This window comes from Lysinibacillus sp. G4S2 (assembly GCF_030348505.1).
Taxonomy (GTDB): Bacteria; Bacillota; Bacilli; order Bacillales_A; family Planococcaceae; genus Lysinibacillus.
Genome location: NZ_JAUCFJ010000002.1, coordinates 3,091,241 through 3,117,893, shown reverse-complemented (window position 1 = coordinate 3,117,893; position 26,653 = coordinate 3,091,241). Strand labels below are relative to the sequence as shown.

Annotated in this window: 26 protein-coding genes and 1 pseudogene; 16 read left to right on the top strand and 11 right to left on the bottom strand. The window is 34.7% G+C overall.

The genetic code is table 11. The annotated features are described in order from the left end of the window. The first annotated feature begins 33 nt into the window (after nucleotides 1-33). Nucleotides 34-924: a LysR family transcriptional regulator gene (locus QUF91_RS16080; protein ID WP_289418514.1), complete on the top strand. Its 891-nt coding sequence runs from the start codon at nucleotides 34-36 to the stop codon at nucleotides 922-924. Between the two features lie 297 nt (nucleotides 925-1,221). Here QUF91_RS16080 and QUF91_RS16075 read toward each other — a convergent pair whose 3' ends face one another. Then, a complete protein-coding gene (locus QUF91_RS16075; protein WP_289418512.1) occupies nucleotides 1,222-2,247 on the bottom strand; it encodes an S-layer homology domain-containing protein in 1,026 nt (341 codons plus the stop codon). A 148-nt stretch (nucleotides 2,248-2,395) separates the two neighbouring features. On the opposite strand from QUF91_RS16075, the gene QUF91_RS16070 reads away from it, so the two are divergent. The 3 genes from QUF91_RS16070 (at nucleotide 2,396) to QUF91_RS16060 (ending at nucleotide 7,920) form a co-directional block, all read left to right on the top strand. Continuing rightward, a complete protein-coding gene (locus QUF91_RS16070; RefSeq protein WP_289418511.1) occupies nucleotides 2,396-3,343 on the top strand; it encodes a bile acid:sodium symporter family protein in 948 nt (315 codons plus the stop codon). 1,629 nt (nucleotides 3,344-4,972) lie between these two features. Next, the gene (locus QUF91_RS16065; RefSeq protein ID WP_285396675.1) at nucleotides 4,973-6,394 is read left to right on the top strand and encodes an anion permease; all 1,422 of its coding nucleotides are present in this window, start codon (nucleotides 4,973-4,975) and stop codon (nucleotides 6,392-6,394) included. Nucleotides 6,395-6,654: 260 nt separating this feature from the next. After that, complete coding sequence (locus QUF91_RS16060; RefSeq protein WP_289418509.1) at nucleotides 6,655-7,920, top strand: MFS transporter; 1,266 nt, start codon at nucleotides 6,655-6,657, stop codon at nucleotides 7,918-7,920. 72 nt (nucleotides 7,921-7,992) lie between these two features. Here QUF91_RS16060 and QUF91_RS16055 read toward each other — a convergent pair. Continuing rightward, a pseudogene (locus tag QUF91_RS16055) lies at nucleotides 7,993-8,241 on the bottom strand (MarR family transcriptional regulator); the annotation flags it as partial. A gap of 419 nt (nucleotides 8,242-8,660) precedes the next feature. Here QUF91_RS16055 and ltaS point away from each other — a divergent pair. Continuing rightward, nucleotides 8,661-10,613: a lipoteichoic acid synthase gene (gene ltaS / locus QUF91_RS16050; protein WP_285396678.1), complete on the top strand. Its 1,953-nt coding sequence runs from the start codon at nucleotides 8,661-8,663 to the stop codon at nucleotides 10,611-10,613. 331 nt (nucleotides 10,614-10,944) lie between these two features. Here ltaS and QUF91_RS16045 read toward each other — a convergent pair whose 3' ends face one another. Next, nucleotides 10,945-11,406: a MarR family winged helix-turn-helix transcriptional regulator gene (locus tag QUF91_RS16045; protein ID WP_289418508.1), complete on the bottom strand. Its 462-nt coding sequence runs from the start codon at nucleotides 11,404-11,406 to the stop codon at nucleotides 10,945-10,947. 225 nt (nucleotides 11,407-11,631) lie between these two features. Here QUF91_RS16045 and QUF91_RS16040 point away from each other — a divergent pair, with 225 nt between their 5' ends. From QUF91_RS16040 to QUF91_RS16025, 4 genes are read left to right on the top strand one after another with little or no spacing between them, the layout of a single operon-like run. Next, complete coding sequence (locus QUF91_RS16040; RefSeq protein ID WP_289418507.1) at nucleotides 11,632-12,855, top strand: MalY/PatB family protein; 1,224 nt, start codon at nucleotides 11,632-11,634, stop codon at nucleotides 12,853-12,855. Beyond that, a complete protein-coding gene (locus QUF91_RS16035) occupies nucleotides 12,852-14,141 on the top strand; it encodes an amidohydrolase (protein WP_289418506.1) in 1,290 nt (429 codons plus the stop codon). Before QUF91_RS16040 ends, QUF91_RS16035 begins: the two co-directional genes overlap by 4 nt. Nucleotides 14,142-14,171: 30 nt before the next feature. Then, on the top strand, nucleotides 14,172-14,378 hold the full coding sequence (locus QUF91_RS16030; RefSeq protein WP_285396685.1) for a DUF3311 domain-containing protein: 207 nt from the start codon (nucleotides 14,172-14,174) through the stop codon (nucleotides 14,376-14,378). A 1-nt stretch (nucleotide 14,379) separates the two neighbouring features. Next, nucleotides 14,380-15,849: a sodium:solute symporter family protein gene (locus QUF91_RS16025; protein ID WP_289418505.1), complete on the top strand. Its 1,470-nt coding sequence runs from the start codon at nucleotides 14,380-14,382 to the stop codon at nucleotides 15,847-15,849. Nucleotides 15,850-16,206: 357 nt separating this feature from the next. Here QUF91_RS16025 and QUF91_RS16020 read toward each other — a convergent pair whose 3' ends face one another. From QUF91_RS16020 to QUF91_RS16010, 3 genes are all read right to left on the bottom strand, one after another. Beyond that, entirely contained in the window at nucleotides 16,207-16,539 is a 333-nt protein-coding gene (locus tag QUF91_RS16020) for a DUF3021 family protein (RefSeq protein WP_289418504.1), read from the bottom strand. A 118-nt stretch (nucleotides 16,540-16,657) separates the two neighbouring features. Then, entirely contained in the window at nucleotides 16,658-17,170 is a 513-nt protein-coding gene (locus QUF91_RS16015) for a DUF6622 family protein (RefSeq protein WP_289418503.1), read from the bottom strand. 81 nt (nucleotides 17,171-17,251) lie between these two features. Then, complete coding sequence (locus QUF91_RS16010) at nucleotides 17,252-17,719, bottom strand: LytTR family DNA-binding domain-containing protein (RefSeq protein ID WP_289418502.1); 468 nt, start codon at nucleotides 17,717-17,719, stop codon at nucleotides 17,252-17,254. Between the two features lie 309 nt (nucleotides 17,720-18,028). Here QUF91_RS16010 and QUF91_RS16005 point away from each other — a divergent pair, with 309 nt between their 5' ends. Genes QUF91_RS16005 through QUF91_RS15990 form a run of 4 tightly spaced genes read left to right on the top strand, consistent with a single transcriptional unit; the run spans nucleotide 18,029 to nucleotide 20,384 of the window. After that, on the top strand, nucleotides 18,029-18,661 hold the full coding sequence (locus QUF91_RS16005; protein ID WP_289418501.1) for a copper amine oxidase N-terminal domain-containing protein: 633 nt from the start codon (nucleotides 18,029-18,031) through the stop codon (nucleotides 18,659-18,661). Nucleotides 18,662-18,673: 12 nt separating this feature from the next. Next, nucleotides 18,674-18,916, top strand: coding sequence for a hypothetical protein (locus QUF91_RS16000; RefSeq protein WP_289418498.1), 243 nt, complete (start codon nucleotides 18,674-18,676; stop codon nucleotides 18,914-18,916). A 13-nt stretch (nucleotides 18,917-18,929) separates the two neighbouring features. After that, nucleotides 18,930-19,829 (top strand): FAD:protein FMN transferase, encoded by a 900-nt coding sequence (locus QUF91_RS15995; protein WP_285396692.1) that lies wholly within the window; start codon nucleotides 18,930-18,932, stop codon nucleotides 19,827-19,829. Continuing rightward, on the top strand, nucleotides 19,830-20,384 hold the full coding sequence (locus QUF91_RS15990; RefSeq protein WP_285396693.1) for a ferric reductase-like transmembrane domain-containing protein: 555 nt from the start codon (nucleotides 19,830-19,832) through the stop codon (nucleotides 20,382-20,384). A gap of 41 nt (nucleotides 20,385-20,425) precedes the next feature. Here the strand turns inward: QUF91_RS15990 and QUF91_RS15985 are convergent, their stop codons facing one another. Then, nucleotides 20,426-21,661 (bottom strand): sensor histidine kinase, encoded by a 1,236-nt coding sequence (locus QUF91_RS15985; protein WP_289418495.1) that lies wholly within the window; start codon nucleotides 21,659-21,661, stop codon nucleotides 20,426-20,428. Next, nucleotides 21,661-22,332, bottom strand: coding sequence for a response regulator transcription factor (locus QUF91_RS15980; RefSeq protein WP_289418493.1), 672 nt, complete (start codon nucleotides 22,330-22,332; stop codon nucleotides 21,661-21,663). Before QUF91_RS15980 ends, QUF91_RS15985 begins: the two co-directional genes overlap by 1 nt. 163 nt (nucleotides 22,333-22,495) lie before the next feature. Here QUF91_RS15980 and QUF91_RS15975 point away from each other — a divergent pair, with 163 nt between their 5' ends. From QUF91_RS15975 to QUF91_RS15965, 3 genes are all read left to right on the top strand, one after another. Beyond that, nucleotides 22,496-22,813, top strand: a complete 318-nt coding sequence (locus tag QUF91_RS15975) for an antibiotic biosynthesis monooxygenase family protein (protein ID WP_289418491.1) — start codon at nucleotides 22,496-22,498, stop codon at nucleotides 22,811-22,813. Between the two features lie 290 nt (nucleotides 22,814-23,103). After that, the gene (locus tag QUF91_RS15970) at nucleotides 23,104-23,940 is read left to right on the top strand and encodes a CbrC family protein (RefSeq protein WP_289418490.1); all 837 of its coding nucleotides are present in this window, start codon (nucleotides 23,104-23,106) and stop codon (nucleotides 23,938-23,940) included. A gap of 354 nt (nucleotides 23,941-24,294) precedes the next feature. After that, complete coding sequence (locus QUF91_RS15965; RefSeq protein WP_285396702.1) at nucleotides 24,295-24,690, top strand: VOC family protein; 396 nt, start codon at nucleotides 24,295-24,297, stop codon at nucleotides 24,688-24,690. Between the two features lie 145 nt (nucleotides 24,691-24,835). On the opposite strand, the gene QUF91_RS15960 is transcribed toward QUF91_RS15965, so the two are convergent. The 3 genes from QUF91_RS15960 to crcB (QUF91_RS15950) are packed head-to-tail and all read right to left on the bottom strand — an operon-like array spanning nucleotide 24,836 to nucleotide 25,893. Next, a complete protein-coding gene (locus QUF91_RS15960) occupies nucleotides 24,836-25,183 on the bottom strand; it encodes a hypothetical protein (protein ID WP_285396704.1) in 348 nt (115 codons plus the stop codon). Nucleotides 25,184-25,204: 21 nt separating this feature from the next. Then, a complete protein-coding gene (gene crcB / locus QUF91_RS15955) occupies nucleotides 25,205-25,534 on the bottom strand; it encodes a fluoride efflux transporter CrcB (protein ID WP_285396706.1) in 330 nt (109 codons plus the stop codon). Further along, a complete protein-coding gene (gene crcB / locus QUF91_RS15950) occupies nucleotides 25,531-25,893 on the bottom strand; it encodes a fluoride efflux transporter CrcB (protein WP_285396708.1) in 363 nt (120 codons plus the stop codon). Before crcB (QUF91_RS15950) ends, crcB (QUF91_RS15955) begins: the two co-directional genes overlap by 4 nt. Nucleotides 25,894-26,653 lie beyond the last annotated feature (760 nt).

Sequence of the window (26,653 nt, the reverse complement as noted above, 5' to 3'; positions counted from 1 at the left end):
ATGTATCGAAAAAAACGATTTAGAGGTGAGAATATGGATATAAAACAGTTACAAACGTTTTTAACAGCTTCAGAAATGTTAAGTTTTACGCAAACAGCACAGTTATTAGGTTATGCACAGTCAAGTATTACAGCACAAATTAAATCGCTTGAAGAAGAACTAGGAGTAATTCTTTTTGAGAGGCTTGGAAAACGCATTACTCTTACAGAAGAGGGCAAGCGATTACAACAGTATGCCCAAAAAATGCTCGATTTAGATATGGAAATGAAAAAAGCAGTGTTAAACGAACAGGCACCAGCGGTATTAAAAATAGGTGCACAGGAAAGTCAATGTGTGTATCGTCTTCCAATTATTTTACAACAATTTCAAAAATCTCATCCCCAAGTAAAAATTATTTTTAAGCCTGTACACACAACAGAAATCGCCAAAGAATTATTACAGTCAGGCAATCTCGATATAGCATTTATTACGGATGCTTATAAGGAGACACCTATGTTACATCGAGAGCGACTTATTCAAGAGCAATTGGTATTTATTAGTGCACTAACAGAGGGGAACGAGGGAGAAAATATATTTTCTTTACAGGAACTATCCAAAGAAACGATGCTTTTAACGGAAAGTGGTTGCTCCTACCGTAATCAATTGGAAATAGAGCTACAACAGGAAGGTGTCCATCCATTACAAATGATTGAATTTGCTAGTATTGAAGCCATTAAGCAATGTGTGATGGCAGGCTTAGGGATCTCATTCTTACCGAAAATGGTGGTGGAGAAGGAGTTAGAAAACCATCGTTTAAAAGAACTGACTACATCAATGAATGTAGCAGATATTTTTACGGATATTGCTTGGCATAAAAATAAACATCTATCTCCGTATCTCGCTGATTTTATTGAGATTGCCATGGAGTGGTATAAGAAGTTTTAAGATCGCCTAACTGACGAATGACTAGAAAAAAGGTGCTGGCCATTGAAATCGGCAGCACCGCTAAAAAGCTAGCTTGATCACTATTAAGGATACGATTACAGTAATAGAAGTCTACCAAGAGTTGACGAAATATAAAAAAGTGCGAATGAATATTTTAATCCATTTCGCACTTTTTAGCCATTTTCCCTAAGGAAGGGGATTATGGTGACTTATAAAAGTATCGTAACGGTGCAATAACTCAAACACCTTGATGCCCCTTTATAAGTTTGGAGATTTTCAGTCGGACCCGTGTAAAACTTATTGTTTCTTTAAAGTTCCAGAAAAATTGGTTCCTTCATCATGCTCTGCACTACAATCAACCTCGGTAATTTTTAGTGCATTATTAAGGCGTTCAAATTCTAGTACACAGCGATTGCCGTTTGAAGATTTGTTCATCACTGCCTTATTGCTGGAAGTAATCGTTGCTGTCCCATCGACACTCCCTGCTGCTGTTCCATCATTGGCAGTAATGAAAATATTAAAGCTTTTACTTGTTGCATTGGAAATGATGGCATCACGGCGATTAAAATCAGTGGCGCCTTTACCCCATTTATAATAGTACGAATAGGTACCTTCCCAAACACTGTTAGTAGGTGTTGTGAGCTGCATTGTTTTATCTAGCTGATTTTGGCCATTTTTCGCTCGTGTATTTAAAGATGCATTGCTAGTATTTTCATGAATTGCTTGTGCATCCTCTGAAATTTCATAAAAATTTCTTTCATCCATACGGTGGAGCATCGTAACGACTTGAGCACGTGTCATACTGTTTGTAACGCCAAAAAACTTTTGCAAATTGCGATTTTCATACTGTGGGTTTTGTCCTGTAGAAATGTAATAATCAATTAAGAACTGAATGGATTGGTCTAATCCACTTTTACCATTAACTAAATGTGAAATTGCCTGTGCCACAACACCACGCTTCACGGTAGCTGCTCGAATATTGTTATCAAAATATCCGTTTAATGGTACACCATAGCTTGCAAGTCGGTTGTAATATTCATCAGACCAGTTTGCAGCAGTGGTCTGTTTTTTTAACTCATCATACGGTGATTCAAGCTCAAAAAAATTAGCAAGCAATTTTGCGAATTGCTGCTCTGTAATGGTTGCATTGGGCTTAAATGTACCATCAGCATAGCCATTAACGATATCATATTCCTCAGCCCACATGATGGCTTCATAGGCATAGTGATCTGCTGGCACATCTTTAAAGCCAGCAGCTTGTACCGTGTACCCACTTGCCATAACAAGTATGGAAAGCAATAAAGTGGACACTAATTTTTTCATTAATCTAGTCATCCTTTCTAGCTAGTTATGTTAATAGTTTGCAGGATATGGTTAAAAACTGCAAATTTTTCTAGTATGTTTTACTAGAAAGGGCGATTGCAAAAATTGTTAAAGATAGGTGATGCTTTTATGAAAGAGGGAGCAAACAATGTTGAATAGTTTAAATAAATACCTCCAAAAATGGATGCCTATTTTGACACCGCTTAGCTTAGTGATAGGTGTGCTGTTAGAGAATGTAGGGCATCAGCTTTTATTTTTAGTACCGTGGCTGTTTGCCTTTATGACGTTTGCGGGTAGTTTAAGTATGAATGTTGAAGGGATAAAAAGTTTAAAAAAATACCCAACAGTTATCTTTATAGTCATTGCATTTTTACATGTACTAATGCCAATTTGGGCTTATTTTGTATCAACCGTTATCTTTCAGGATCATTTACTAACAATTGGCTTTGTCTTAGCGGTCGCTTTGCCAACAGGGGTAACGAGCTTTATTTGGGTGAGTATTTGTAGGGGACATCTTGCGTTATGTCTTGCGATCATTTTAATCGATACACTCATATCTCCTGTTGTTATTCCTGCTTTATTACATATTGTTGTGGGGCAAACAATCGAAATTGATACGGTTAGTCTGATAGTAGATTTACTATGGATGATTGTTGTGCCTTCTCTTATAGGCGTAGCGTTGAACGAGTTTACTAAAGGCAAAATTACGGTGACATTAGGAAGGAAATTAGCCCCCTTTTCAAAGCTTAGCTTGTTTAGCATTGTAATGATTAATAGTAGTGCAATTGCCCCGTACATTAAAAATATTAACTGGGAACTAGTTAGTGTTATTTTGGTTGTATTTGCACTTGCGGTATCAGGGTATGCACTATGTTTAGTGCTAGGTCATTTTCTTTGGAAGGATATAAGTATTATTACGATGTTCGTTTTTACAGGAGGCATGCGCAATATTGCGGTAGGGGTAGTTATAGCGACTACATACTTTCCAGCAAAAACGGTCATGCCCGTCGTGTTTGGCATGCTTTTTCAGCAAATTCTAGCCTCGTTCTTTAGTCGAGTAATGGAAAAGTATCAGCTGAAATATAGCAAAGGTTAAATATCTGTTGATGCAAAAATATTCACTTCTTTGGAAGGAGGCATATGACTTATTATGTTGCTCCATCGAACGTTAAAATAGCCCGTAGCGGAAATCAGCCTCTTCGAATGTATAAAAATGGTTAATCAACACACCTGGCCTAGAATAATCGGCTTGTCTACATACATTTGTGGTGCAATCGTTATAAAAGAAATCCAGGCTTTAAATTATTATGCAACATCATCAAGTAAAAATAACACAGTATGAGGTTCCATTATGCTACCTTCAGAATATAATGAAGATAAATAAAATCATTTTGTTTATATTTAGGTATTTAATGCTATTAATTATATAGACCATACAATGCGTACGAATCATATTTTAACCTAAACACCAGCACTTTTTGTACTAACAATGCTGGTGTTTTTTATGTTAGGCGAAGTTTTATGAACACCATTTTTTCTCGAATTAAGAAACTTTCTCTACGGACAATTCATAAAATAGTTGAAATCGGTTTGTATTAAGCATCTGTCTTTCTTTTGGGGAACAAAATATCATTCAAGAAAGAAGAGTGAGTGAATGAAAGAGTTGGACGATTTGAAGCTGACGATTCTTCCGTTAATTATTTTGTTGATTCTTATCGTTTTGTGGATACTGACAGAGTCTGTTGGAGTAGGAATAATGATAATAGTTTTCTGGATAGGCTGGCGCTGGCTTGTAAGAAAAATAAAATAAATAAAGGCAGTAGTTGATAGTAAGCAGATTCTGACAGGAACGATTTGAGCGGGCATAACAAAAGAAACGTTATTGCCCGCCAGAACGGCAACCACTAGTATTACTAAATAATCCTCATGCACACTCCTCAAGCTAATTCCTAAAATGGCGATTCATTTTTAACGAAGTTTTTAAACTTGATGTGTCTTATCTGGAATAAAAAAAGTATTCAAAAACGAATGAAGAACGGTACAAATCTTAGAGAAATCGTTCTACAAAAAGAATAACGTATTTTTGTTTTCTGGATAGGCTCGATAGCAATATGGTAATACCCAATAGCCTTGCAAACTTCTGAGTACACAAAAAGGGCACTGTAGATATCCGAAGGCCCTACAAATTTAACAATTGAAGATCCGGATGGTAATCCTATTCTTTTAGATCAACATAGATGAGAACATAAAATATTTCTTGAATTATGAAAGAATCTATTCAAAATAATGTGTACGCTTTGTAAAGAACATTTAAAAAAGCTCTAGGAAAGATGATAGTCTGCATTGTGCAGGTGTCATCTTTTTTAGGTTCCACTAACCTCGATAATGATTGTAATAGGTCATATAACTTTTGATTTCTCGAATTACATCCTCTAATGTCTCACAAAGAACGATTTTTGTGGGAAGTTATCCCCGGTGGCAAACATGTTTTCCTTGTTATATTGTAAAAAATATCCTATAAAAAAGTTCATTTTTATTGTTAATTTTACATAATAGAGAAATATTTCTAACTCGAGGTTATTTTTTTCTAAGAAATGTAACAAAACTCTTTTCATCTATTACATAAAGCATATATAATACTTATGTTTTTTGGATAATGGGGAAATATAAAATCATGGGAGAAATCACTTTTGAAAATACATTGGGGTAAAGGAGCATTTACATCATGAAAGAAGAAAAAAGTGCAGTCAAATGGGTTCCTTTCTTAATTACCCTTGCTGTTGGCGTGGCTATCTGGTTTTGTCCAGTACCTTCAGGAGTAGATGAAAAGGCGTGGCATCTATTTTCTATTTTTGTTGCGACAATTATAGGATTTATCACTAAACCGTTGCCAATGGGAGCTGTATCCATTATTGCTATGGCTGTGATTGCAATAACAAATACATTAACCATTGAAGAGACATTAAGCGGTTTTGGCAATTCAACAATTTGGCTAATTGTCATTGCCTTCTTTATTTCACGTGGATTTATTAAAACGGGACTAGGAGAACGAATTGCCTATCTATTTGTTCGTCTTTTTGGGAAAAAAACCTTGAGTCTGTCTTACTCTTTACTAGCGAGTGACCTAATATTAGCGCCGGCTATTCCTAGTAATACAGCTCGTGCTGGTGGTGTAATTTTTCCAATCATCCAGTCATTGTCTCATACCTTCGGATCTAAACCAGAAGACGGGACAGAGCGTAAGATGGGTGCTTTTCTCTTGACGGTTGGTTTTCAAGGAAATTTAATAACGTCTGCTATGTTTATGACGGCGATGGCAGCGAATCCTTTAATTGTAAAGCTAGCAAGTGATACAGCTGGAGTAACTATTACTTGGTTTGGTTGGGCGATGGCTATGATTGTCCCTGGGTTAACAGCTTTAATTGTTGTTCCTTATATTATTTATAAAATCTATCCGCCTGAAATCAAGCAAACACCAGAAGCAGCAGTTATTGCTAAAAAGAAGCTGGATGAATTTGGTCCACTAAAAAGTTCTGAAAAGCGAATGATCGTAGTATTTGTTGTTGTATTGTCGTTATGGATAGGTGGAGATTACTTAGGAATTAGTGCCACTACATCAGCTCTAATAGGACTTTCCTTGCTTTTACTGTTAAACGTGTTAACATGGGCAGATATTAAAAAGGAAGAAGGGGCATGGGATACACTTGTCTGGTTTGCCACACTATTTATGATGGCATCTTTTATGAACAAACTAGGGCTAATTCCATGGTTTAGTAATGAAGTTGGTGGACTTGTATCTGGGTATAGTTGGATATGGGCTGTTTTAATATTAGCATTAGTCTATTTCTATTCCCATTATTTCTTTGCGAGTTCCACTGCGCATATTAGTGCGATGTATGCAGCATTTTTATCTGTTATGCTGCAAGCAGGAGCACCAGCTATGTTAGCAGCTATATTATTAGCGGCATTTAGTAATTTATTTGGCGCCACTACTCATTATGGTTCTGGTCCAGCACCGGTCTTCTTTGGTGCAGGTTATATTGATCAGAAAAAATGGTGGACAGTTGGATTTGTAGTTTCCGTTGTTTCCATTCTGATCTTTACTATCGTAGGAGGCTTATGGTGGAAGCTTCTTGGTTATTGGTAAAATAATTAGCCTCTGTATCCGGATAGAAATAAGTCTATCCGGATATTTTTATAGTTGACGTTCGAAGGAGAAGTAAATAGTATACATAATTAAGGGTATAATTTGGTTGGTATTTAGAGGGGCACATCATCATCATTGTTTTTAAATAATAAACTAAAAATAATTCTCTCCCGCGTTAATGGGTAGTACTAAAGTTGTCGAAGTGCTGCCAACTAATGTTGTAAACATTGAGATAAAAATAGAAAGAAGGTGTTTAATAAGTGTTTGTTCAATCACAAGATTCTATTGAGAGTTATATAGATTCACCTGAAAAGCTAAAAAACTTATATAAACGCGTGTTGATTGTTGTTAGTCTTTCCCAAATATTTGGTGGAGCAGGGCTTGCAGCAGGTATTACAGTTGGTGCTCTTTTAGCTCAACAAATGCTTGGAACGGATGCCTATGCAGGTGTGCCATCAGCTTTATTTACTTTAGGGTCAGCAATAGCAGCTTTAATCGTAGGAAAACTTTCTCAACGGTATGGACGTCGTATAGGGTTATCGACAGGGTTTATTGTAGGTGGACTAGGGGCAATTGGAGTAGTGATTGCTGCCATGATGAATAGTGTAATTTTATTATTCGCTTCTCTATTAATCTATGGTGCAGGGACTGCGACAAATTTACAAGCTCGTTATGCAGGGACAGATTTAGCCAATAATAAACAGCGAGCAACCGCTATCAGTACGACAATGGTTATGACAACATTCGGGGCTGTTGCAGGTCCGAATCTAGTAGAAATAATGGGTCAATTTGCGACTTCCATTGGTGTTCCGTCTCTCGCTGGGCCTTTTATTTTATCAGCTACAGCCTTTATTTTAGCAGGGCTTGTTCTTTTTATTATGTTGCGTCCTGATCCATTAGAGATTGCAAAAGGGATTGAAGCGCATAAACAAAAAAATAAACAAGAAAATAAGACGGAAACCTTTAATAAAGCAATCAATAAAAGAGGTCTTACAGTAGGTGCAACGGTTATGGTACTTACTCAAATTGTGATGGTTGCAATTATGACAATGACACCTGTACATATGAAACATCATGGGCATGGATTGGCGGAAGTAGGAATTGTTATAGGATTTCATGTAGGTTCTATGTATCTTCCATCGCTCGTAACAGGTATTCTTGTAGATAAAATTGGACGGACTGCCATGAGTATTGCTTCAGGAGTAACTTTGTTATTTGCTGGTTTATTAGCAGCATTCGCACCGAGCGATTCTATGGTTCTATTAATCGTTGCTCTTTCTTTACTAGGATTGGGCTGGAACTTTGGTTTAATTAGTGGTACTGCTCAAATAGTAGATTCGACAGAGCCTTCCACACGTGCAAAAACGCAAGGGAAAATAGATGTTTTAATTGCACTAGCAGGAGCTTCTGGTGGTGCTCTCTCAGGAATGGTAGTAGCTAATGCGAGTTATGCGACGCTATCATTAGCAGGGGGGCTTTTATCCTTAATTCTGATTCCTGTTGTCATTTGGTCAAGAAAAGCTTGAGGTAAGTTATATGACACTAAAGTTTTGCAGCCTTTTCTCGGTAGAGTAGGGCTGCATTTTTATTATCCGAATTTATTCTAGTGAAATATCTATACCTTGTTTCTTTATTTCTAAATCCAAATGCCTACTATACTTTTCTACGAAGCTAAGTATACTGTCAAATTGTTTCTCGGTCATTCTATTAAATACGTCTTTCTCTCGCTCTCGAATATCTTGGTGCAGTTCTTCATGGACATTGTAAATTACTTTCCCCCTTGTTCAGTAAGCCTAAAATAGATTTCTTTCTTACTTGTCCGGTTTCTGGTAACTTTCGATTATGCCTAAAAGATTTACGCCGAGATTTAATTAAAACTTACAAAATTATAAGGTACATGTCACAAAAATTAATTGTTAAAACTAAAATTGTGTTTTAGAATAGCTATTGTTGAAAAACTTTATTAAAGGTCACTTGGCCTCAATTGACCCGCAACTAAACACAGGTAAGAGTAAAGTAAAACAATTATATTTTACATCTGAAGATTGCAATCGATAGACGAATGTAATAGTTAAACTTACTAACTGTCTTCAATTATATTTAACAACTTGACAGAAGTCTAAATGGGGAGTAAGCTACATTAGCTGTGAAAAAAGCTATTGTGAAGAAACTTTTTTTAAAATGAAATACTTAAAATCTAAGTTAATATACATCTAGATTTAAATTATGCTGAGGCATAATTGATTAAGTAAAAGGTAGGGCAAAAATGAAAAATTTATTAAGTAAAAAAGATAACCTATTAAACAACTTTTTAGGGATATATTTATTAGCTGTTTTAATGTTATGGATTAAAACATACATCACTCAAACAACACAATTTAAACTAGGCGTAGAAGGATTCCTTCAACAATTCCTTTTACTAATAAATCCACTAGGTTCAGCGATGTTATTTCTAGGATTTGCATTTTTATTTAAAGGTAAGAGAAAATATACATCACTAGTTGTCATTTACACTCTGATGTCTATTGTTTTATATTCAAATGTTGTTTATTACCGATTTTTTAGTGATTTCATTACACTGCCCACAGTTTTCCAAACGCAGAACTTCGGAGATCTAGGTAGTAGTGTTATTTCTTTAATAAAGCCTTATGATATCTTGTTCTTTGTGGATGTATTTGTAATGTTTTACTTACGATTCTCCAAAAAAATACAAAAAGAAACCAATCGTTTTGGATATAAAAAAGGAATGGCAATCATTGCGTGTGCATTAGTAGTATCATTCCTAAATTTAGGACTAGCTGAAGCTGATCGTCCGCAATTATTATCTCGAGGTTTTGATAGAAACTATATTGTGAAATATTTAGGAATTTATAACTATACGATTTATGATTCAGTAGAAACTATAAAAGCATCTTCACAGAGAGCTTTGGCGGATAGTAGTGATATTACAGAAGTGATAAACTATACAAAAGCTAACTACGCCAAACCTAATGCAGAATATTTTGGTAAAGCAAAAGGAATGAACGTCATCTATTTACATTTAGAATCATTCCAAAACTTTCTTATCGACTATAAATTAAACGGTGAAGAAGTTACACCATTTTTAAATTCATTAGCAAAAGATAAGAATACAATGTATTTTGATAATTTCTTCCATCAAACAGGTCAAGGTAAAACTTCCGATGCAGAATTTATGCTGGAAAATTCTTTGTTTGGGTTACCACAAGGATCTGCTTATATTACAAAAGCACAAAATACGTACCAAGCAGCGCCTAGTATTTTAAAAGATTATGGTTATACATCGGCTGTATTCCATGGTAATAACGGAAGCTTCTGGAATCGAAATGAGATTTATAAATCATTTGGATTCGATCACTTCTATGATGCTAGTTATTATGATACGGGTTCTTCAGAAAACATGGCTGAATATGGTTTGTTAGATAAACCATTCTTTGAACAATCTAAAAGTCTTTTAAGTTCGTTACCACAACCTTTTTATACGAAATTTATTACGGTAGGGAACCACTTCCCATATCAAATGAATCAAGACTTAGTATCAATTGATAAAGCTAATACTGGAGATGTAAGTGTAGATAGTTATTTCCAAACAGCACGTTATGCAGATGAAGCAATCAAACAAATGTTCAATCAATTAAAAGAATTAGGCTTATATGATAATACGATGATTGTTCTTTATGGTGATCATTACGGTATTTCAGATAATCATAATGAAGCGATGGGACAAGTCCTTGGAAAAGAAATTACACCATATGAAAGTGCTAATTTACAACGCGTACCATTATTTATCCATGTTCCAGGAATGCAAGGTGGAACCAACCATACTTATGGTGGCCAAACAGACCTTCTTCCAACGTTATTACATTTACTAGGAATTGATACGCAAAAATTTGTTCAATTTGGTTCAGACTTATTATCAAAAGAGCATGATGAAGTTGTACCATTTAGAAATAGCGATTTTGTCAGCCCTACGATTTATTCAATTAATGGAAAATATTACGATAATAAAACGGGTTTACTACTAGATGATAGTCAATTAGAGTTTGCAAAAACTATCAAAAATGAAGTGGATCACAAATTGGAATTATCTGATAAAGTCGTGAATGGTGACTTATTGAGATTCTATACGCCAAATGGTTATACTCCAGTTGATCCTTCTAAGTATAATTACTCCAAAGATGCAAATGGAGAATCTAATTAACAGTTGTAATTTGTTGGCAATTCAAGAAGATGTGTTTGATATCATAGAGTTTATTATCCGATTGCTTTATGGTATCTTACCGTTATCTTGAATTGTCTTTTTATATGTAATAGTAAGGATAGAACAAGTATATTTTTAAAGCAAAATTGAAAATTTTACATCAGAAAAGCGCGAGAAATCAATGTTTCTATAATTGATTTCTCGCGCTTTTTATGGTTTTGACCAGTGTTATCCAAGTCTCTGGTGGATGTCATTCTTTTCAATTTTACTCCCATAACTAATAATAAATAATTCCTTAATCTGGAGTAGGATATCAATACACCGTTGATTTTTAGTCATTAAGCACGCTTTGTGTTCTACGATTGATTACGTTTAAGACTGTAATATACTTTTGAAAATCTTCAGCTGTAAATTGCTCGAGGTTTTTTAGGTAATTCCTATATTCCTCTAGATCTAGCTTCTTATGATATTCATAAACTAATTTGCCTTTTGGTGTTAATTCAATATTCAATTCTCGATAATTGTCCGGATTTCTATATTTAACTACTAAATCCTTTTTAATTAGTTTATCAACCATTTGAGAAACAGCGCTTTTTGTGCAATTTTTAATTTTTGCAATTTCAGAAGTAGTAGTTTTTACCTGATCTCCAATTAAATTGAGTGTATGTACCTCTATCATATACAATTCATCTTCTGTTCCATATTTTCTTGGAATATTTTCGTATGAACTAATTAGCCGAGATGTCTCGTAAATCGTTTCCATTAGCTCATAAAATACTTTCTCTTTATCCACAATGCAGCATCCTTTCCATAATTAGAAGATAAATTTAATTTTATTTTAACATATAGGAATTCTTTAAATAACCATTCCTTTTGAATACGTTTAATTTTTAAAAAATTCAGAATTTTTATTGACCGTTTTACAGTTAAGGTGTTAAACTGAGAAAAATTTACCTTAAGGGTTTTGAAAACCTCGATTAAATAGAAAATTTGAACACGATCAAGAGGAGTGGAAGCATTGAAATATAATTTTGATGAAGTGGTTAATCGTCGAAATACGTACTCTTTAAAGTGGGATGGCGAAGATTTCATTAAAACAATGGGTTATACAGAAAGGTATGACTACGAGACCATTCCACTATTTACAGCAGATATGGATTTACCCGTACCGCAACCATTGATAGATGCACTTCATAAAACGGTGGATCATCGTATTTTTGGATATTCTACTTTTCCAGAGGCTTACTATGAAGCAATTCAGCGTTGGTTTAAAAAAAGACATGATTGGACAATCAAAAGAGAAGAGATTATATATAGCCCTGGAACAGTACATGCCTTGAATATAGCTGTAAAAGCATTCACTAAACCTGGTGAGGGCATCATCATTCAACGTCCTGTTTATCCACCGTTCACAGTTGCGATAGAGGGAAATGGGAGAGTTGTTCGAAATAATGCGTTGAAATGTGATGCTGAAGGATATTACTCAATTGATTTTGAGGATTTTGAAGCAAAAGCAAAAGAAGAAAATACAACAATGTTCATTCTTTGTAACCCACACAATCCGACTGGAAGGATTTTATCAAACGAGGAATTAAAAAGACTTTCAGATATCTGTGCGGAAAATAATGTGATTATTATAGCTGATGAAATTCATGGGGATCTCATTAGAAAAAACCAAAAATTTATACCAATCGCAAAAGTTGCAAACAGTACGGACAATATCATCTCGTGCACAGCCATCAACAAAACATTTAATGTTGCAGGTCTGCACTGTACAAATGTCATTATTTCAAACCCAGAAATTAGAAAAAACTTTAGCGACACAATGGGGATGCAATTACCATCACCGTTTACCATTGCAGCTCTTATAGCTGTTTACAACGAAGGAGAAGAATGGTTAGGGCAAATAACAGAATATATTGACGACACAATGGAGTATGTGAAAAATTACTTAGCTGAAAAATTGCCTACAGTCAAAGTTAGGATCCCTGAAGGAACATACGTGATGTGGATGGACTTTAGTGGATATGGTCTTTCAGCACAAGAGGTTCATGATCGTATCTATAACAAAGCCAATGTCTTACTTGAAGATGGTCACTTGTTTGGAATTGAAGGTGAAGACTTCCAAAGAATCTGTATCCCTTCACCGAGATCCCTTATAAAAGAAGCACTTGAAAGAATCGCTTTAGAATTTCAAGATATCGAATCTAAAAACCAATTAGAAGAGGTGTATAGAAAATGAAAACAATCGAATTTGAGCTTGATGCATTAAAAGCTGCAAAAGAAGTAGAAGATTATGTAATTGATATAAGAAGAGATCTCCATAGACACCCTGAAATCGGATTACAAGAAGTACGGACAATGAAAGTGGTGACAGACGAGTTAACTAAATTAGGCATTAATTACGAAATTGTCTCTGATGGTGGAATTATTGGTTATATTCAAGGGAATCAAGCGGGAAAAACTTTAATTCTTAGGGCAGATCTAGATGCATTGCCGATGAAGGAAGAGGAAAATAATTTAAAAAAGAAAAAAGTGGTATTTTCTGAGACTGACCAAGCTGCTCATACTTGTGGACATGATGGACATACGGCGATGCTTTTAGGTGCAGCGAAAATTTTGACCCAACACAAAGACAAAATCAAAGGAAGAGTGCTTGTCGCATTTGAACAAGGGGAAGAAATGGGCGGAGGAATTTATAATCTCTGTAAACGATTACACGAAATCGGAGGAGACGGAATTTGGGGTATTCATTTAAAATCTGATCTTCCGACTGGGAAAATATCTGTTGATCCAGGCCCAAGAATGGCCGCTTCGTTTGTATTCAATGTCTTAATAAAAGGAAAAAGTGGACATGGTTCAAGACCAGATTTGTCAGTTTCTCCATTAGATTGCTTTACCGATTTTTATAACAATTTAAAAGCGATGCGGTTAAATACCTTAGATCCTTTTAAAACAATTACCTATTCAATTGGAACGATTATTTCAGGTTCCGCAGCAAACATTATTCCAGAAAGTTTACAGTTTTCAGGAACAGTCAGATATTTAGATGTTGATCAAGGTGCCCATGCAGCAAAAGAATTTAAGAGAATTCTTGAAAAAGTCTGTGACCTGCATAATTGCATCTATGAATTTATTATAGAACCGAAAGAATCGGATTTAATTGTCTACAATCAACAAGATTGTGCACAAATTGCAATGGATGCAGTGAAAAATGCAATTGGTACAGATGCATTACATTCAATCCCCGCTTGGATGGCATCAGAATCATTTGCGTTTTACGAAAAATACTTCCCAGGTGTGTTTGCATTCGTTGGCATACAAAACCTCGAAGAAGGGATTGGGGCTGAACACCATAATGTTTTCTTTGATTTAGATGAAGATGCTTTAAAGCTAGGTGTGGCGGCTACTGTACAATACACAATTGATTTTCTAGATACTGAAAAACAAGTTCATTTTACTCCTGATAAAAGAGATATAAATAGTCTATTTATTGATAATGGATTCCAGCAATTAATAAATGAATAAAATTCATTGAATACAAAGGAGATAAGAAAAATGACACAAAAAAGGCTCTGCTATTTACTCACGTTCATTGCTTATTTTGGAATGCCTTTTGGAGTTCCCTTTATTAAAAGTGCCGAACCATATGTCTTAGGTCTTCCGTTTTTATTATTTTGGATGGTTTTATGGATCTTTTTAGGAACAGGGTTAATGTTTATCGTTCATCGTATAAATCCTAGTGCAAAAGAGGAGACGGAATAATATGATAATTTCAGTTGGAATCATTGCAATTTTCTTAGGTATTGCTTTATTTTTAGGCATTATGGCGAGTAGAGGTAAAGATATGAGCCTAGAACAATGGAGTGTTGGAGGCCGTGGATTTGGTTCTATCTTCATCTTCTTATTAATGGCTGGTGAAATTTATACAACTAATGCATTTTTAGGGGTAAGTGGTTGGATGTACGGAAAGGGTGGCGTAGCATTTTTCAATATCGCAATGCTGAACTATGTAATTGCTTACTGGTTGACACCTAAAATATGGGCTTATGGAAAGAAATATAGTCTACTATCGCAATCTGATTTTTTTGAAAAGGCATATAATAGTAAAATTCTCGGCACACTTGTAGCTATTGTAGGGCTAGCAGCTTTAATTCCTTATTTAGTCATTCAATTAAAAGGTCTTGGCATTATTGTTTCTGAAGCTTCCTATGGAGCGATTGATCCGAAATTAACAATTTGGATTGGCACAATTGCAATGATTGCTTATGTTATGGTTTCAGGAATTCATGGCTCGGCTTGGACAGCTGTTATTAAAGATTTTCTTATTCTTGGTGTGGTGTTATTCCTTGGTATCTACTTACCTATTCATTATTATGGCGGGATTCAACCAATGTGGGAAGCAATCGAAGCTGTTAAACCAGGTTTTTTAACACTCCCAGACTCAGGTTTTAGCGCCTCATGGTATATTTCAACGATCATGTTAACATCATTAGGGTTTTATATGTGGCCACATACATTTGTTGCTACTTTTTCAGCGAAAAGTGGAAATGCCCTAAGAAAAAATGCGATTATGCTTCCTATCTATGCATTATTTTTATTATTTATCTTATTTGTTGGAGCAGCAGCAATTTTACAAGTTCCTGGGTTAGAAGGAGGGGCTGTGGATTTAGCTTTATTTAAAATCTCCACGCAAACATTTAATCCAGTCATCGTTGGCTTTATTGGAGCAGCAGGGTTATTAACTGCAATTGTTCCAGGTTCATTGATTTTGATGTCGGCAGCTACATTGCTTGCGAAAAATGTCGTAAAACCTATTCGCCCTCAAACTACCGATCAACAAATTGCTATCATTGCTCGCTATTCAGTTCCAGTGATTGCACTTGTTGCACTTTACTTTACTTTTAGTGGTGGTGGAGCAATTACGTTATTATTTTTAATGGGATATGGTCTAGTTACTCAATTTGTACCAGCAGTTGTCAGTAACTTTATGAAGAAAAATCCATTAACTGTACAAGGAGTGTTTGCTGGGATTGTTGTGGGTGTTACGATTGTAGGTTGGCAAGCAGCAACAGGAGCTAATCTAAGTAAACTGTTCCCAAGCTGGCCATCTTACATACAAGATATTAACATTGGTTTCCTAGCATTAAGTGTAAATATTTTAGTAAGTTTAATGGTTAGTGCGTTTACAAGGAAAGCAACCTTTAAAAATGATGAAACTATAGAAAGCATTTAGAAAGAAAATCTGAGTGTCATGGAATTTTATATTATATTTCGGAATAGCAACTTTGAATGTATCTGTTGAAAAAACATCAGGTATCGTAATGTAGGAACACACATGATATTAGAGGAACGAATAAGTAATAGGGTCACACGATCTAAAAGTTTATTTAAATAGTTCCTGTGCTTAATAACATAGTCTAATTGGTTGGAATGATAATCGCTATGAGTGAATGAGATAGTGAGAGATAATACAAAAAACCACTCTGCAAAAAGAGTGATCTTCTGTATCATTTAATCCTTCAGAGAGGAGATTGGATGTGCTGATTAATATCGGTAATTATGATTGGGTCTCTTTAAACACTCTTTTATTTTAAAAATTTCTTATCTGTTCTAGTAAGTTATTTAGTTCATTCGCATCTTTTTTAGTCTTAATCAGTGTTATGATCCAAGCAAATAGATAGATTAATAAAAAACTACCAAGAAAATCTGCACTTAGAAAATTATCTGTCCACTTGTTATAGAAAGATATTGAGAAGACTACTAGAAACATCATGATAAAATGGATGACTAACGCAAACAAATAGTTGATTTTTTCAATTTCAAAGATGATTGTAAAAATACCTGCGCAAGCTGAGATTATTAACACACCAATGATCTCAGCTTCTGAAGAGATGATAGTTCTCCTCGATAGTAAAACTAGCATTTAAATAAATGCACCAGTTCCTAAACCTGAAAGTAGTCTATTTTTTAATTGCAATGAAATGTCTTCCTCTCAAAATTTTTATGATTTTAAAATAAACTTCTTTCAGTGGGTGACGCAATTATGCCGAGGCAAAATTGATTTCTTTTTGTGCATAATATGTATAAAGAATTCCCCCAAAGAAAAGCCCTATAGATAGCCCGCTTATGCCAGAATAAATTATATTAAATGAAATGTCATTATAAAATGACGGAGAGATGCCTAAGGTTACATTTAAAACATACTTCACCATAAAATTAATCAGGATAATGATTAATGGAAGATAGCATTTCTTTCTCATGATTACTAATTCCTGTTTGTAAAAAATTTGATATTTTTTATACAACAAGTAACCAATTAATGTGCCAGGAAGTATGGAGAGGAAATAGCTTGTTAAACATAACTCTAAGTACGAAAATTGAGTGATCATTTTTTCAAATCCCCATATCATAAAGATAAAAGGAACTAAAAACATTTTAGATAAATGGATTGGTCTTTCCTGGGAAATAGCAATGCCTCTTTTTATTAAAATAAATAATAATATCCATACCCACAATGGCGTTCTTAAAAATATTTCTATAATGTTGTTATACATTTTTTTATGCCTCCTTTGATGTTATACATAATGGCATCAAAGAGGGAATAAAGAAATACGTTTAAACATATGTGGTAAAAATCAATACATAAGTGGACTTTTGGAATATCTTGTTAGTGCTTTTTTTAAAGAGGATACATATTTTCTTGATACAATTACTTTTTCTCTATTCGAGAGAATTGCTTCAAGATTACTATTAGGTTGAACCGAAAATTTATTTAAAAAATGAATATTGATTATTATAGTTTTTGAGATCCTGAAGAAGTGATTGGGAAGATCATGTTCTAATTTATATAAAGGGCTCTTTGTTTCAAATATAGTGTCATTTGTGTAAATGAATATTTTTCGTTCAAGATATTCCAAATAAAATATGTTTGAGTAAGGAACTTTTTCTTGTTCGTCTTTTGATGTAGACTTTGCTAGTAAATAGTTGTCAGAGCTTTTTTCAAGAGTTGATACAATATCTTGAATAAAAGACGTTACTTTGTGGATGTTAAACGTACATGATTCTTCTTTAAGTTTTTCAATAATTTTAATGTTTACCTTCATTTAAGACATATATTCCTTTCAAAATTGATTCTTAGTAATTTATGTATTTACAGTAAAAGTTACTGCGATATTTGTAAAGAGTATATCAAAAAAGTTACTCTAATTTTGAGTACCCAGCTTATAATTGTAGGATAGTTTACCAAGATGCAAAAGAATAAAAATAAGAGATTTTATGAACCAAGCCATTTCTTAGTGCAGAGGAATCTGTCTATAGAAATGGCTTTTTCAAATGTGAAAATTTGTTTGATAAATTCAGTCTCCTATCATTTTCAAAACCTAAAATGAAGTCAAAGGAAAGGAGTGTTGTAAGTGAAAAAGGAAAAAATTGGTCTTATTGTAGTTCTATTATTGGCGAGTTTTATACCAAATGGCGTTGTCGTACATGCAGATGATGACAAGCATGAATATAAAGAACATAAAGAGTATAAAGACCATGACGATGATGATGACGATGACGAGCACGATGAGGATGAAGAAGGGGAAGAAACTTACTATTTTCAAGATGCGGTAAGTGAAAAAGGTAGTTGGAATATTTGGACACGAACAGTTGTCACGGATAAAGAAGTATTACCTTTTACGAACTCTCAAAAGGTCACGTTAAAAGTAGAAGGTACAAATAAGGAGCTTAACTTTTCTGTGATACCAAAAGACGGAGAATTTTTTGTACCAGGGAAAACAGTAGCACAGGTTTTAGGAGCAAAAGCGACCTTTTATAAAGAAAGTAAAATTTTGGCCATCCAATTTCAAGACAATGAATTACTTTTCCGTGCTGGAACAAACGTTGTCTATGATAATAACGTCAAAACACCATCTCCAGCACAAGCCTTTTATGTAAATGAAGAATTATATGTACCGATTAGTACAATAACGAATGGCTTAGGCTATATAGCTGAATGGCAAGAAAGTAATCAAACATTTGTATGCCAGCCAATTACGAATTAGGGAGGACGTATTATGAAAGATCCGAAAAAGGCAAAGTGGGTATTAGGAGCGTCCGGGATACTTTTATCCGCAGCGATCTTAACCCAAATTAACAGCCCCACAGTAGCCGAAACGACACGCGCAAATAATAGTCAGGATGTAAATCAGGACAATATGACAAAAAGAGAAAAAGAGCTAGTGCAGCTTGATTGGACTAATTTTGAAGTGACAAATCAGGCGCCTGTCAAAAGCGAGCGAAAAACGAAAAGAACTTAATGGAGTTGGTCGTGTGGATACACTAACTTTACCAATAATGAATACAGAATTTTATATAGCTATGCCAAAAGGTGTTCATTTCACATGGAAAGCAAAAACAGAGAAATGGCTTCAATACGTAGCGAAAGAGTGGTCAAGGTTTCAACCAAACAACGAATTATCACAACTTAATGATTTGAAAATGGGAGAAACGCTACGCATTAGTTCGTTATTATATGATTGTTTAGTGCAAGCAGATCATTATTATCAACTTTCAAATGGTTTATTTTCACCATATCTTAAATTGCAACTAGAACAGCATGGCTACAATCAATCTTTCCCATTTGAAACAGCTAAAAGCAATTCATTTCAAAACAAATCTTTTATCGCCGATCAACCATTTCAATTTTTAGGCGATGGGCAAGTAATGAAGGTAGCACAACAGGAAATTGATTTAGGCGGATTTGCCAAAGGGTATGCCATTGAAAAATTGGCTATTTGGCTTGAACAAGAGGTATCCTCTGATTTCGGACTAATAGACGGAGGAGGGGATATGAAAATGTGGTCTTCTGGGGAAAAGACTTGGACAATCGGTGTTGCAGATGCCTGGAATATCGACAAGGAAATTAGCTCCATTAAAATGAAAACAGGTGCCATAGCGACATCCAATCAAGTTTATCGAAGTTGGATGCAAGGAACAAAGAAGAAGCATCATTTATTAAACGGACAAACAGGTGAAATTGCTGATACAGATGTGCTACAAGCTTCAGTCGTAACATCCTCTTTATGTGATGCGGAGGTTGGTGCAAAACTTTGCTTTCTTATGAAGGAAGATGAGCTGCAGCAGTGGTTCGAAAAAAATTGCCAGCAAAGTGCACGCTATCTTGTTAAAGAAGGACAAGTAGCAAATTGGAGGATGACAGGAGTGAGATAAATGTTAATAAGCACATGGGAATGGATTCGATTATTAGGATTTTTAGCGTATTTTTATTTTACAATTTCCATTATATTTGGTTTATTGAGAAAATCATCATTTGTAAAATCACATAAAAATTTAATTTATCAGATACATCAAAATGCGGGATGGCTAGGGTTAATCACTGTGATAGGGCATTTGTTAGTGCTTGTAATCGATCAGTATAAGCCATACAGTTTAGTTGAGATTTTAATCCCTTTTTCGGCAAAATATGAGTCTCTACCATCAGCACTTGGAACAATCGCATTTTATTTGTTTATAATGGTACTCATGACTTCTGATTTATGGATTCGAACGATGAATCGCACCTTATGGAAAAAACTTCACTTTCTTGTGTTACCAGCATGGGTAATATCACTTGCTCATGGAGTGTTAATTGGAACGGATACAGAAAATATGTTGATTATAATATTTTATGTAGTTTCTGGAGGGCTTACCATGTTAGTACTAGTAGCAAGAACAATAAGCCAGTTCATGAAAAAAGTAAATATTTCAACATCACGCAATAATTAAAAGGAATCGGGGCTGTTTAAAAAGCCTCGATTCCTTTATATTTATATAGGAAATTCAATATGAAATGTAGTACCTTTACCTACTTTACTTGTTGCATAAATTTTTCCGTCATGCTGCTCCACTATTGCTTTCGCTATGGCAAGACCTAAACCAGTGCCATTTCGTTGACGAGCAGAATCACTTCGGTAGAATCGCTCAAACACTAAAGGCAATTCCTGTTCAGTCATCCCAATGCCACTATCAGCAACAATAATTTTTACAAAGCTTTGATTTTTTAACAGTGTAAGTGTGATTTTCCCACTATTTGTATATCTTATCGCGTTTTCTAATAATATATAAAGCAGTTCTTGTATTTTTGAAGCATCTCCAAGAAGCTCGATGTTTTCTTGAATTTCAGTAGAAAACTGTATGTCAGGAGGCATAATCTTTTGAAATTTTGAGCTCACTTTATTGAGTAAAGTAGATAATGATATTATTTCTTTATGAATGGAAGCCTGCTGCTGATCGTGTCTTGCTAAGAACAGCAGTTTTTCTATGAGCTCCTTCATTATTTCAGCCTCATCCTTTAAATCTACAATTAATTCTTTTCCAAAGGGGCTTAATTGTTTTGCTTCCTCAATTTCTAAAATTTCAAGTGAACTATAAAAAATACTTAGTGGTGTTCGTAATTCATGAGAGGCATCGGATACAAACTTTTTTTGTTTATCGAACGACCATTGAATAGGGATCATCGCTTTCCCTGCCATATAATAGCTCAGTAGTCCAATTAAGATTGTCGAGATACAAGTTAATAGTATTAGTAAATACTTTGCATTTTGGAAAAAGTGATGCTGTGATGTTACTGATTTACCAACGAAAATATATCCGACTATCGTATCGTCGTTTAAAATTGGCTTTTTTAGAAGAAGAAAATGCTCTTCCTGCCATTCATAATGTTGTATGAGTTCTTCACTTGGGTTGCGATTGCCAAATTCTTTTTCAATCTGTTTCTTGAGCCCTTTGTAAGATTCGTCGCCGTGAACAAACTTATGATCCTTCGTGTAAATATAGTAAAAAAAATTGCGATTTGGATTATAATTTAAAGTTTTTGTGTTTGCATTGACGTGCTCAAAAAAATCGTGTTCTTGCTTAACATAAAAGTCTTCTAATTCGTTTATTTGCTGATTTTCCATTAATTTAATGAGTGAAAAGTATAGAACAATAACGAATAATGAAAATAATAAAAAGTAAAGCGTTGCATACAAATAGGATAATTTTTTTCTCGTTTTTTGAAACATTAATTTTCCCTCAGTTTATAGCCAATACCTCTGACATTTTGAAGACGTGATTTGGATTGACCATCATCAATTTTTTTTCGAACAAGTTTGACCAAAGCATCTAAGGAATTATTCGAAACATCGTAATCGTAGCCCCATATATGAATACAAATCTGTTCCCTTGTAAGTACACGTCCTTTATTGATAAATAAATATTCTAAAAGTGAAAATTCATTTTTAGTAAGGTCAATTTCTTCATTATTGTACAAAAATACACGGGAATCTACATTCAGTTGTAAATGATCTATTTCGATAACCTGTTCAATGACTTTATCTTTTCTTCGTAGTAATGCGCGAACTCTTGCTAACAGTTCCTCTATTTTAAATGGTTTTACTATGTAATCATCTGCGCCACTATCAAGCCCTTTAATGATGTCTTCAGTATCATCCTTTGCTGTTAACATTAAAATACTCCCATTGAATCCATTGTTCCGTAGTTGCTGACATACTTCTATTCCAGTAAGCTTCGGCATCATCCAATCTAAAATAACAAGATCATATTGCTCGATAAGAGTATGGTCTAGGGCTTCCTGCCCATTTTCCGCCTCTGTCACATTATGAAATTCTTTCTTTAAAATATGAACGATATTTCTTCTTAGTCGTGCATCATCTTCTGCTAATAATATTTTCAAGGCAGCTTCCTCCTATTTACTATATTCAGCCAAGTATACGCGTAAAAAATGAAATGAAACTGAAAAAGTTCCATTCGCTTGCAATAAATTATCTATTTCCATATTTTGATTTTAGTAAAAGTATTTATCGTTTACAATAAAACATAATGAGGAGGTAGATGATATGGAAACATGTTATGCCGTAATTTTTACATCACAAAGAACAGATAAGGATGGAGAGGGCTATGCCAAAATGGCAGAAGCAATGGATGAATTAGCACAAAAGCAGCCTGGTTTTCTCCGTGTAGAAAGTGCTAGAAATGCTGAAGGGAAGGGGATTACTATATCCTACTGGGAATCACTTGAGGCTATTCAGGCATGGAAAGAGAATTCAAAACATCTAGTTGCACAGCAATTCGGCAAAGACAAATGGTATACGCAATATAATGTGGAAATTTGTAAAGTCATGAAAGATTATTCTTTTATCAGGTGTGTTGATTAACCATTTTTAAAGGCTGATTTCCGCTACGGGCTACTCGCTTTGTCGCTGACGCTTCGCTTTCGCACAGAAAACATTAGCTGCCTTGCAAGGTCTCGTCTGTCTCGCTTTCCCACGGGAGTCGAGTAGCCCTACGCTACAATCAGTTAAAATGGAAATATATTAGCAAAATGGTAACAAAAAATCCATATATCGCTCAATAATAAACCTATTTTTTCCCAATCAACACGCCTGTTCTTTTATAAAAAATTAAACGTCAAAACTATTATTTCAAATATAGAAGGAGCTACGATATGACTACAATTATTTTAGAAGAATGGCATGAGGTAAGGAAAAATTTCAACCCTTCAAATCCAGTTAGTATTAATCAAATGCATGAGTTCAAAGAAAAGCTGAAACTTGAGGAACAAACTGAGGGGAATTTAAGGCTACTCGTAGACATCTACTGCATGCTTCGAATGTATTCAGATGCTTATAAAATTTTCACTTCTATAATGGATTTAGGGAACAAGAAAGATCAGAAAAAATTTAGATCAATAAAATATTACATAGAAAATCCTAATTGTGTGAAGCCTTTGTATCCACGTGAAATTAGAGAGGATAAAACAATTAAAACGGTCATACCTGCATTTAAATATTTGCCAGACCCATTAAAATCTAAAATCTTTGAAGCGGAAGAAATTGTAACTTGTGATTGCTGCGAACAGGAAGTAGATGTTTATTATACTGGAGGTATTTACGCTATTGAAGAGGTGGATTATCTCTGTCCTACATGTATACACAGTGGTGCAGCTGCTAAAAAATACGACGGTTCTTTCCAGCAATATTTAATCAATAATGAGAATGTTGTCAATTCTGATTTTACTGAGGAGATAATGTGTAGAACACCTGGTTATGTAAGTTGGCAAGGTAATAATTGGACGGCCCATTGCTCAGATTATTGTGCGTTTATTGGCTATGTTGGATGGAGTGAGTTAGTGGAGTTGGGCATTACAGAACAATTTGAAAACTATACTGAATTTTCTAATGAAGAGTTGTCAGAATCCCTCGTGAATAATGGGCATCATCAAGGGTATTTATTTCAATGTTTACAATGTGATCGTTATGTTCTTTATTCTGATTTTAGTTAAATGAATATGTCATTAAAACTTGAGAAGAGGGGAGTTGGCCAATTTTTTTCAATGATTAAATGATTCGTGGGGTTTTAATGGTTGGCTTGTCCATGATATCTTTTTAGGCGTCGTTATTGGCGTTGAGTAGATTCTTTTTATTTTAACTATTTTAAGATACGATTGATGTCTTTTCATTAGTGAAATCATTTTAATAAAATAGTTAATCATAGATAAATCGGAGCGAATTGAATGGTATATTTTCTGGTTTCATAAAATTGATTTTTTTTTCCTTCCTAACTTATAATAATAATTGTAGTTGAATACAGTCATTAATTTAAGAATGGTTCATTCTTGAATAATTAGGAGGATATCATGGGAAGATTAGTTCATTTCGAAATTCATGTAAGTGACATGGAAAGAGCGAAGGAGTTTTATGGGAAAGTATTCGGATGGTCATTTCAAGACTGGAGTGATTATGCTGGAATGCCTTACTTTGGAGCAGTGACTGGTAATGAGGATGAACTTGGAATCAATGGTGCTTTAATGCAACGTCAAAGTGCTCCTCCGGAAACAAACCAAGCTTTAAATGGGTTTGCTTGTACAATGGGCGTGGAAAACTATGATATAACGGAAGCTAAAATTATTGAGAATGGCGGCAAGGTCGCAATGCCTAAGTATGCGCTACCAGGAATGGCGTGGCAAGGATACTATATTGATACCGAAGGCAATATATTCGGAATTCATCAACCCGATGAAAATGCAAAATAGAATCTATGATAGGTCAATAAAAATACACGATCAGCATGCTTGAACCAACACAAAATCTGTCTTACACTGCCGGAAACTGTGAAATTATCGACGGTTTCCGGCATATTTCTTAATAAGAGGCGCCCCTTGAGAAATCGAGTGGCGCCTAAAACATTTGTGGTAAAAATTCCTTCATAAAACGTTGATTTTTACGCAGCCATATTTTCAAAATCATTCGATGTGTGAGGAGTCGTTGCCTTTTATGTGGTCTAGCTTTTGCCTCTATTAAACTTTGTAGCAGAATACATGTTTCTGTTGGCAATGCTTGAGGGTCAACGAGGACGTCAAGCTTATAATCAATTAACTGAGCAGCCTGTACTTTTGCAAGTAATTGTGCAAAATGAGTATTCATTTCTGGAAAGTTTTCTTCTAGCTCAAGGTCGATTAATGTATATAATGTTTGTTCAATTTCAGCTTCGAGTGCTTGTAATTGTTCGTTTGATGGTTGTGTCAAAAAATCACCTCATAAATGCTGTTACACGAGTAGAAAGCCAAGTGCTGCGAAAAGTATACCAAATAATACTGTAGAGCATAGATAAATAATAGCCTGTCTCCACTTTTTCTGTTCTAAGAGCTGCAAGGCTTCAAAACCGAACGTTGAAAAAGTCGTATAGCCTCCTAAAAAACCAATCCCTATAAAATGCCAAAGCCAATCACTTAGCTGTAAAGCAAATAGAAAGCCAAGTGCAAAGGACCCCGTTATATTAATCAAAAACGTTGCCCATGGATATGTATGAACAATACATTTCCCTAGATAAAACCTCGTTAGTGCACCTAAAAATCCACCAAGTCCAATCACGATCATACGATGCGCCCCTTTGCTAGTCTAAATCCTAGCCATGCACAAGCTAAACCGCCAAAAACACTCATTAAAGGATAAAGTACGGCCTGTAGCCATTTACTATCTTGCAAAAGTAATAATGTTTCTAAAGAAAATGTTGAAAAGGTTGTAAAAGCACCAAAAAAGCCAGTACCAATCCCTAAAACAACAGGCGTACGCGTTGTAAAAGTAGTAAAAAGCCACGCTAAACAAAAGCAGCCAATTAAGTTTATACAAAGTGTTGCAAATGGAAAACCACCTGAGTTCGGAAGTAGTAAACTAAAGCTATATCGACAGATGGCGCCCAAAAAACCGCCAATCCCAACAGCTAAAAATGATTTCAAAGTAAAAGCTCCTTATTAAAATGTCTATACTGAAAAGTGTATCACGAGAATTGAATTTTAGATATATTTCAATAGTTATATGGATTCAAATATATTAAGGGATGTAGGGGGATTTACATAACCTAGAATAATTATTTTAGTAATGAGTTTAACTAAAGTATGCACTTTAATTTAAAACGTTTTAGGTGTAGCGTCAATCAATTTTGTCACGTCATCATAATGATTTCTTCCTATAGATTTCTAAAAGCGATTGTGACCTTTCATCAATTGCTATTCTTGAATACTTTTTTAGTTTATAACATCTCGCTGACGTAGATTATATTTCCTTCAGCTAAATTAATGTTCTGCCACGTACTGAGGGAAGTATTGTCCCTATTTCATGGTTAAATATGTATATATCTTATAAAGGGAGAGGTGTATATGGACGTGATGCTACGGGCAATGTCGTGAATAGCGTTAACGAAAGCTGGATGCAAAGAGTAAGGAGAACGAGGAAAGGTTGGTCAGACAGAAATTTTTTTGTATTCAAAACAAAAAGGTACCACCGCTTACTGAATATCCGTTAACGGAAAATCCGAATACGGTTAAACCGTCAACGGAAAACCCGCCACTACTAATTAATAAATTACTAATTAATAAAATACTAAATATAAATAATGATGATGATAAGAGGGGGGCTAGAAGTACAGGTAATCGTTCCAATTAGCAGTGAAATTGTGGAAAATAGAAAGGGGAAATAAAAAGTAACAAACATAAATTG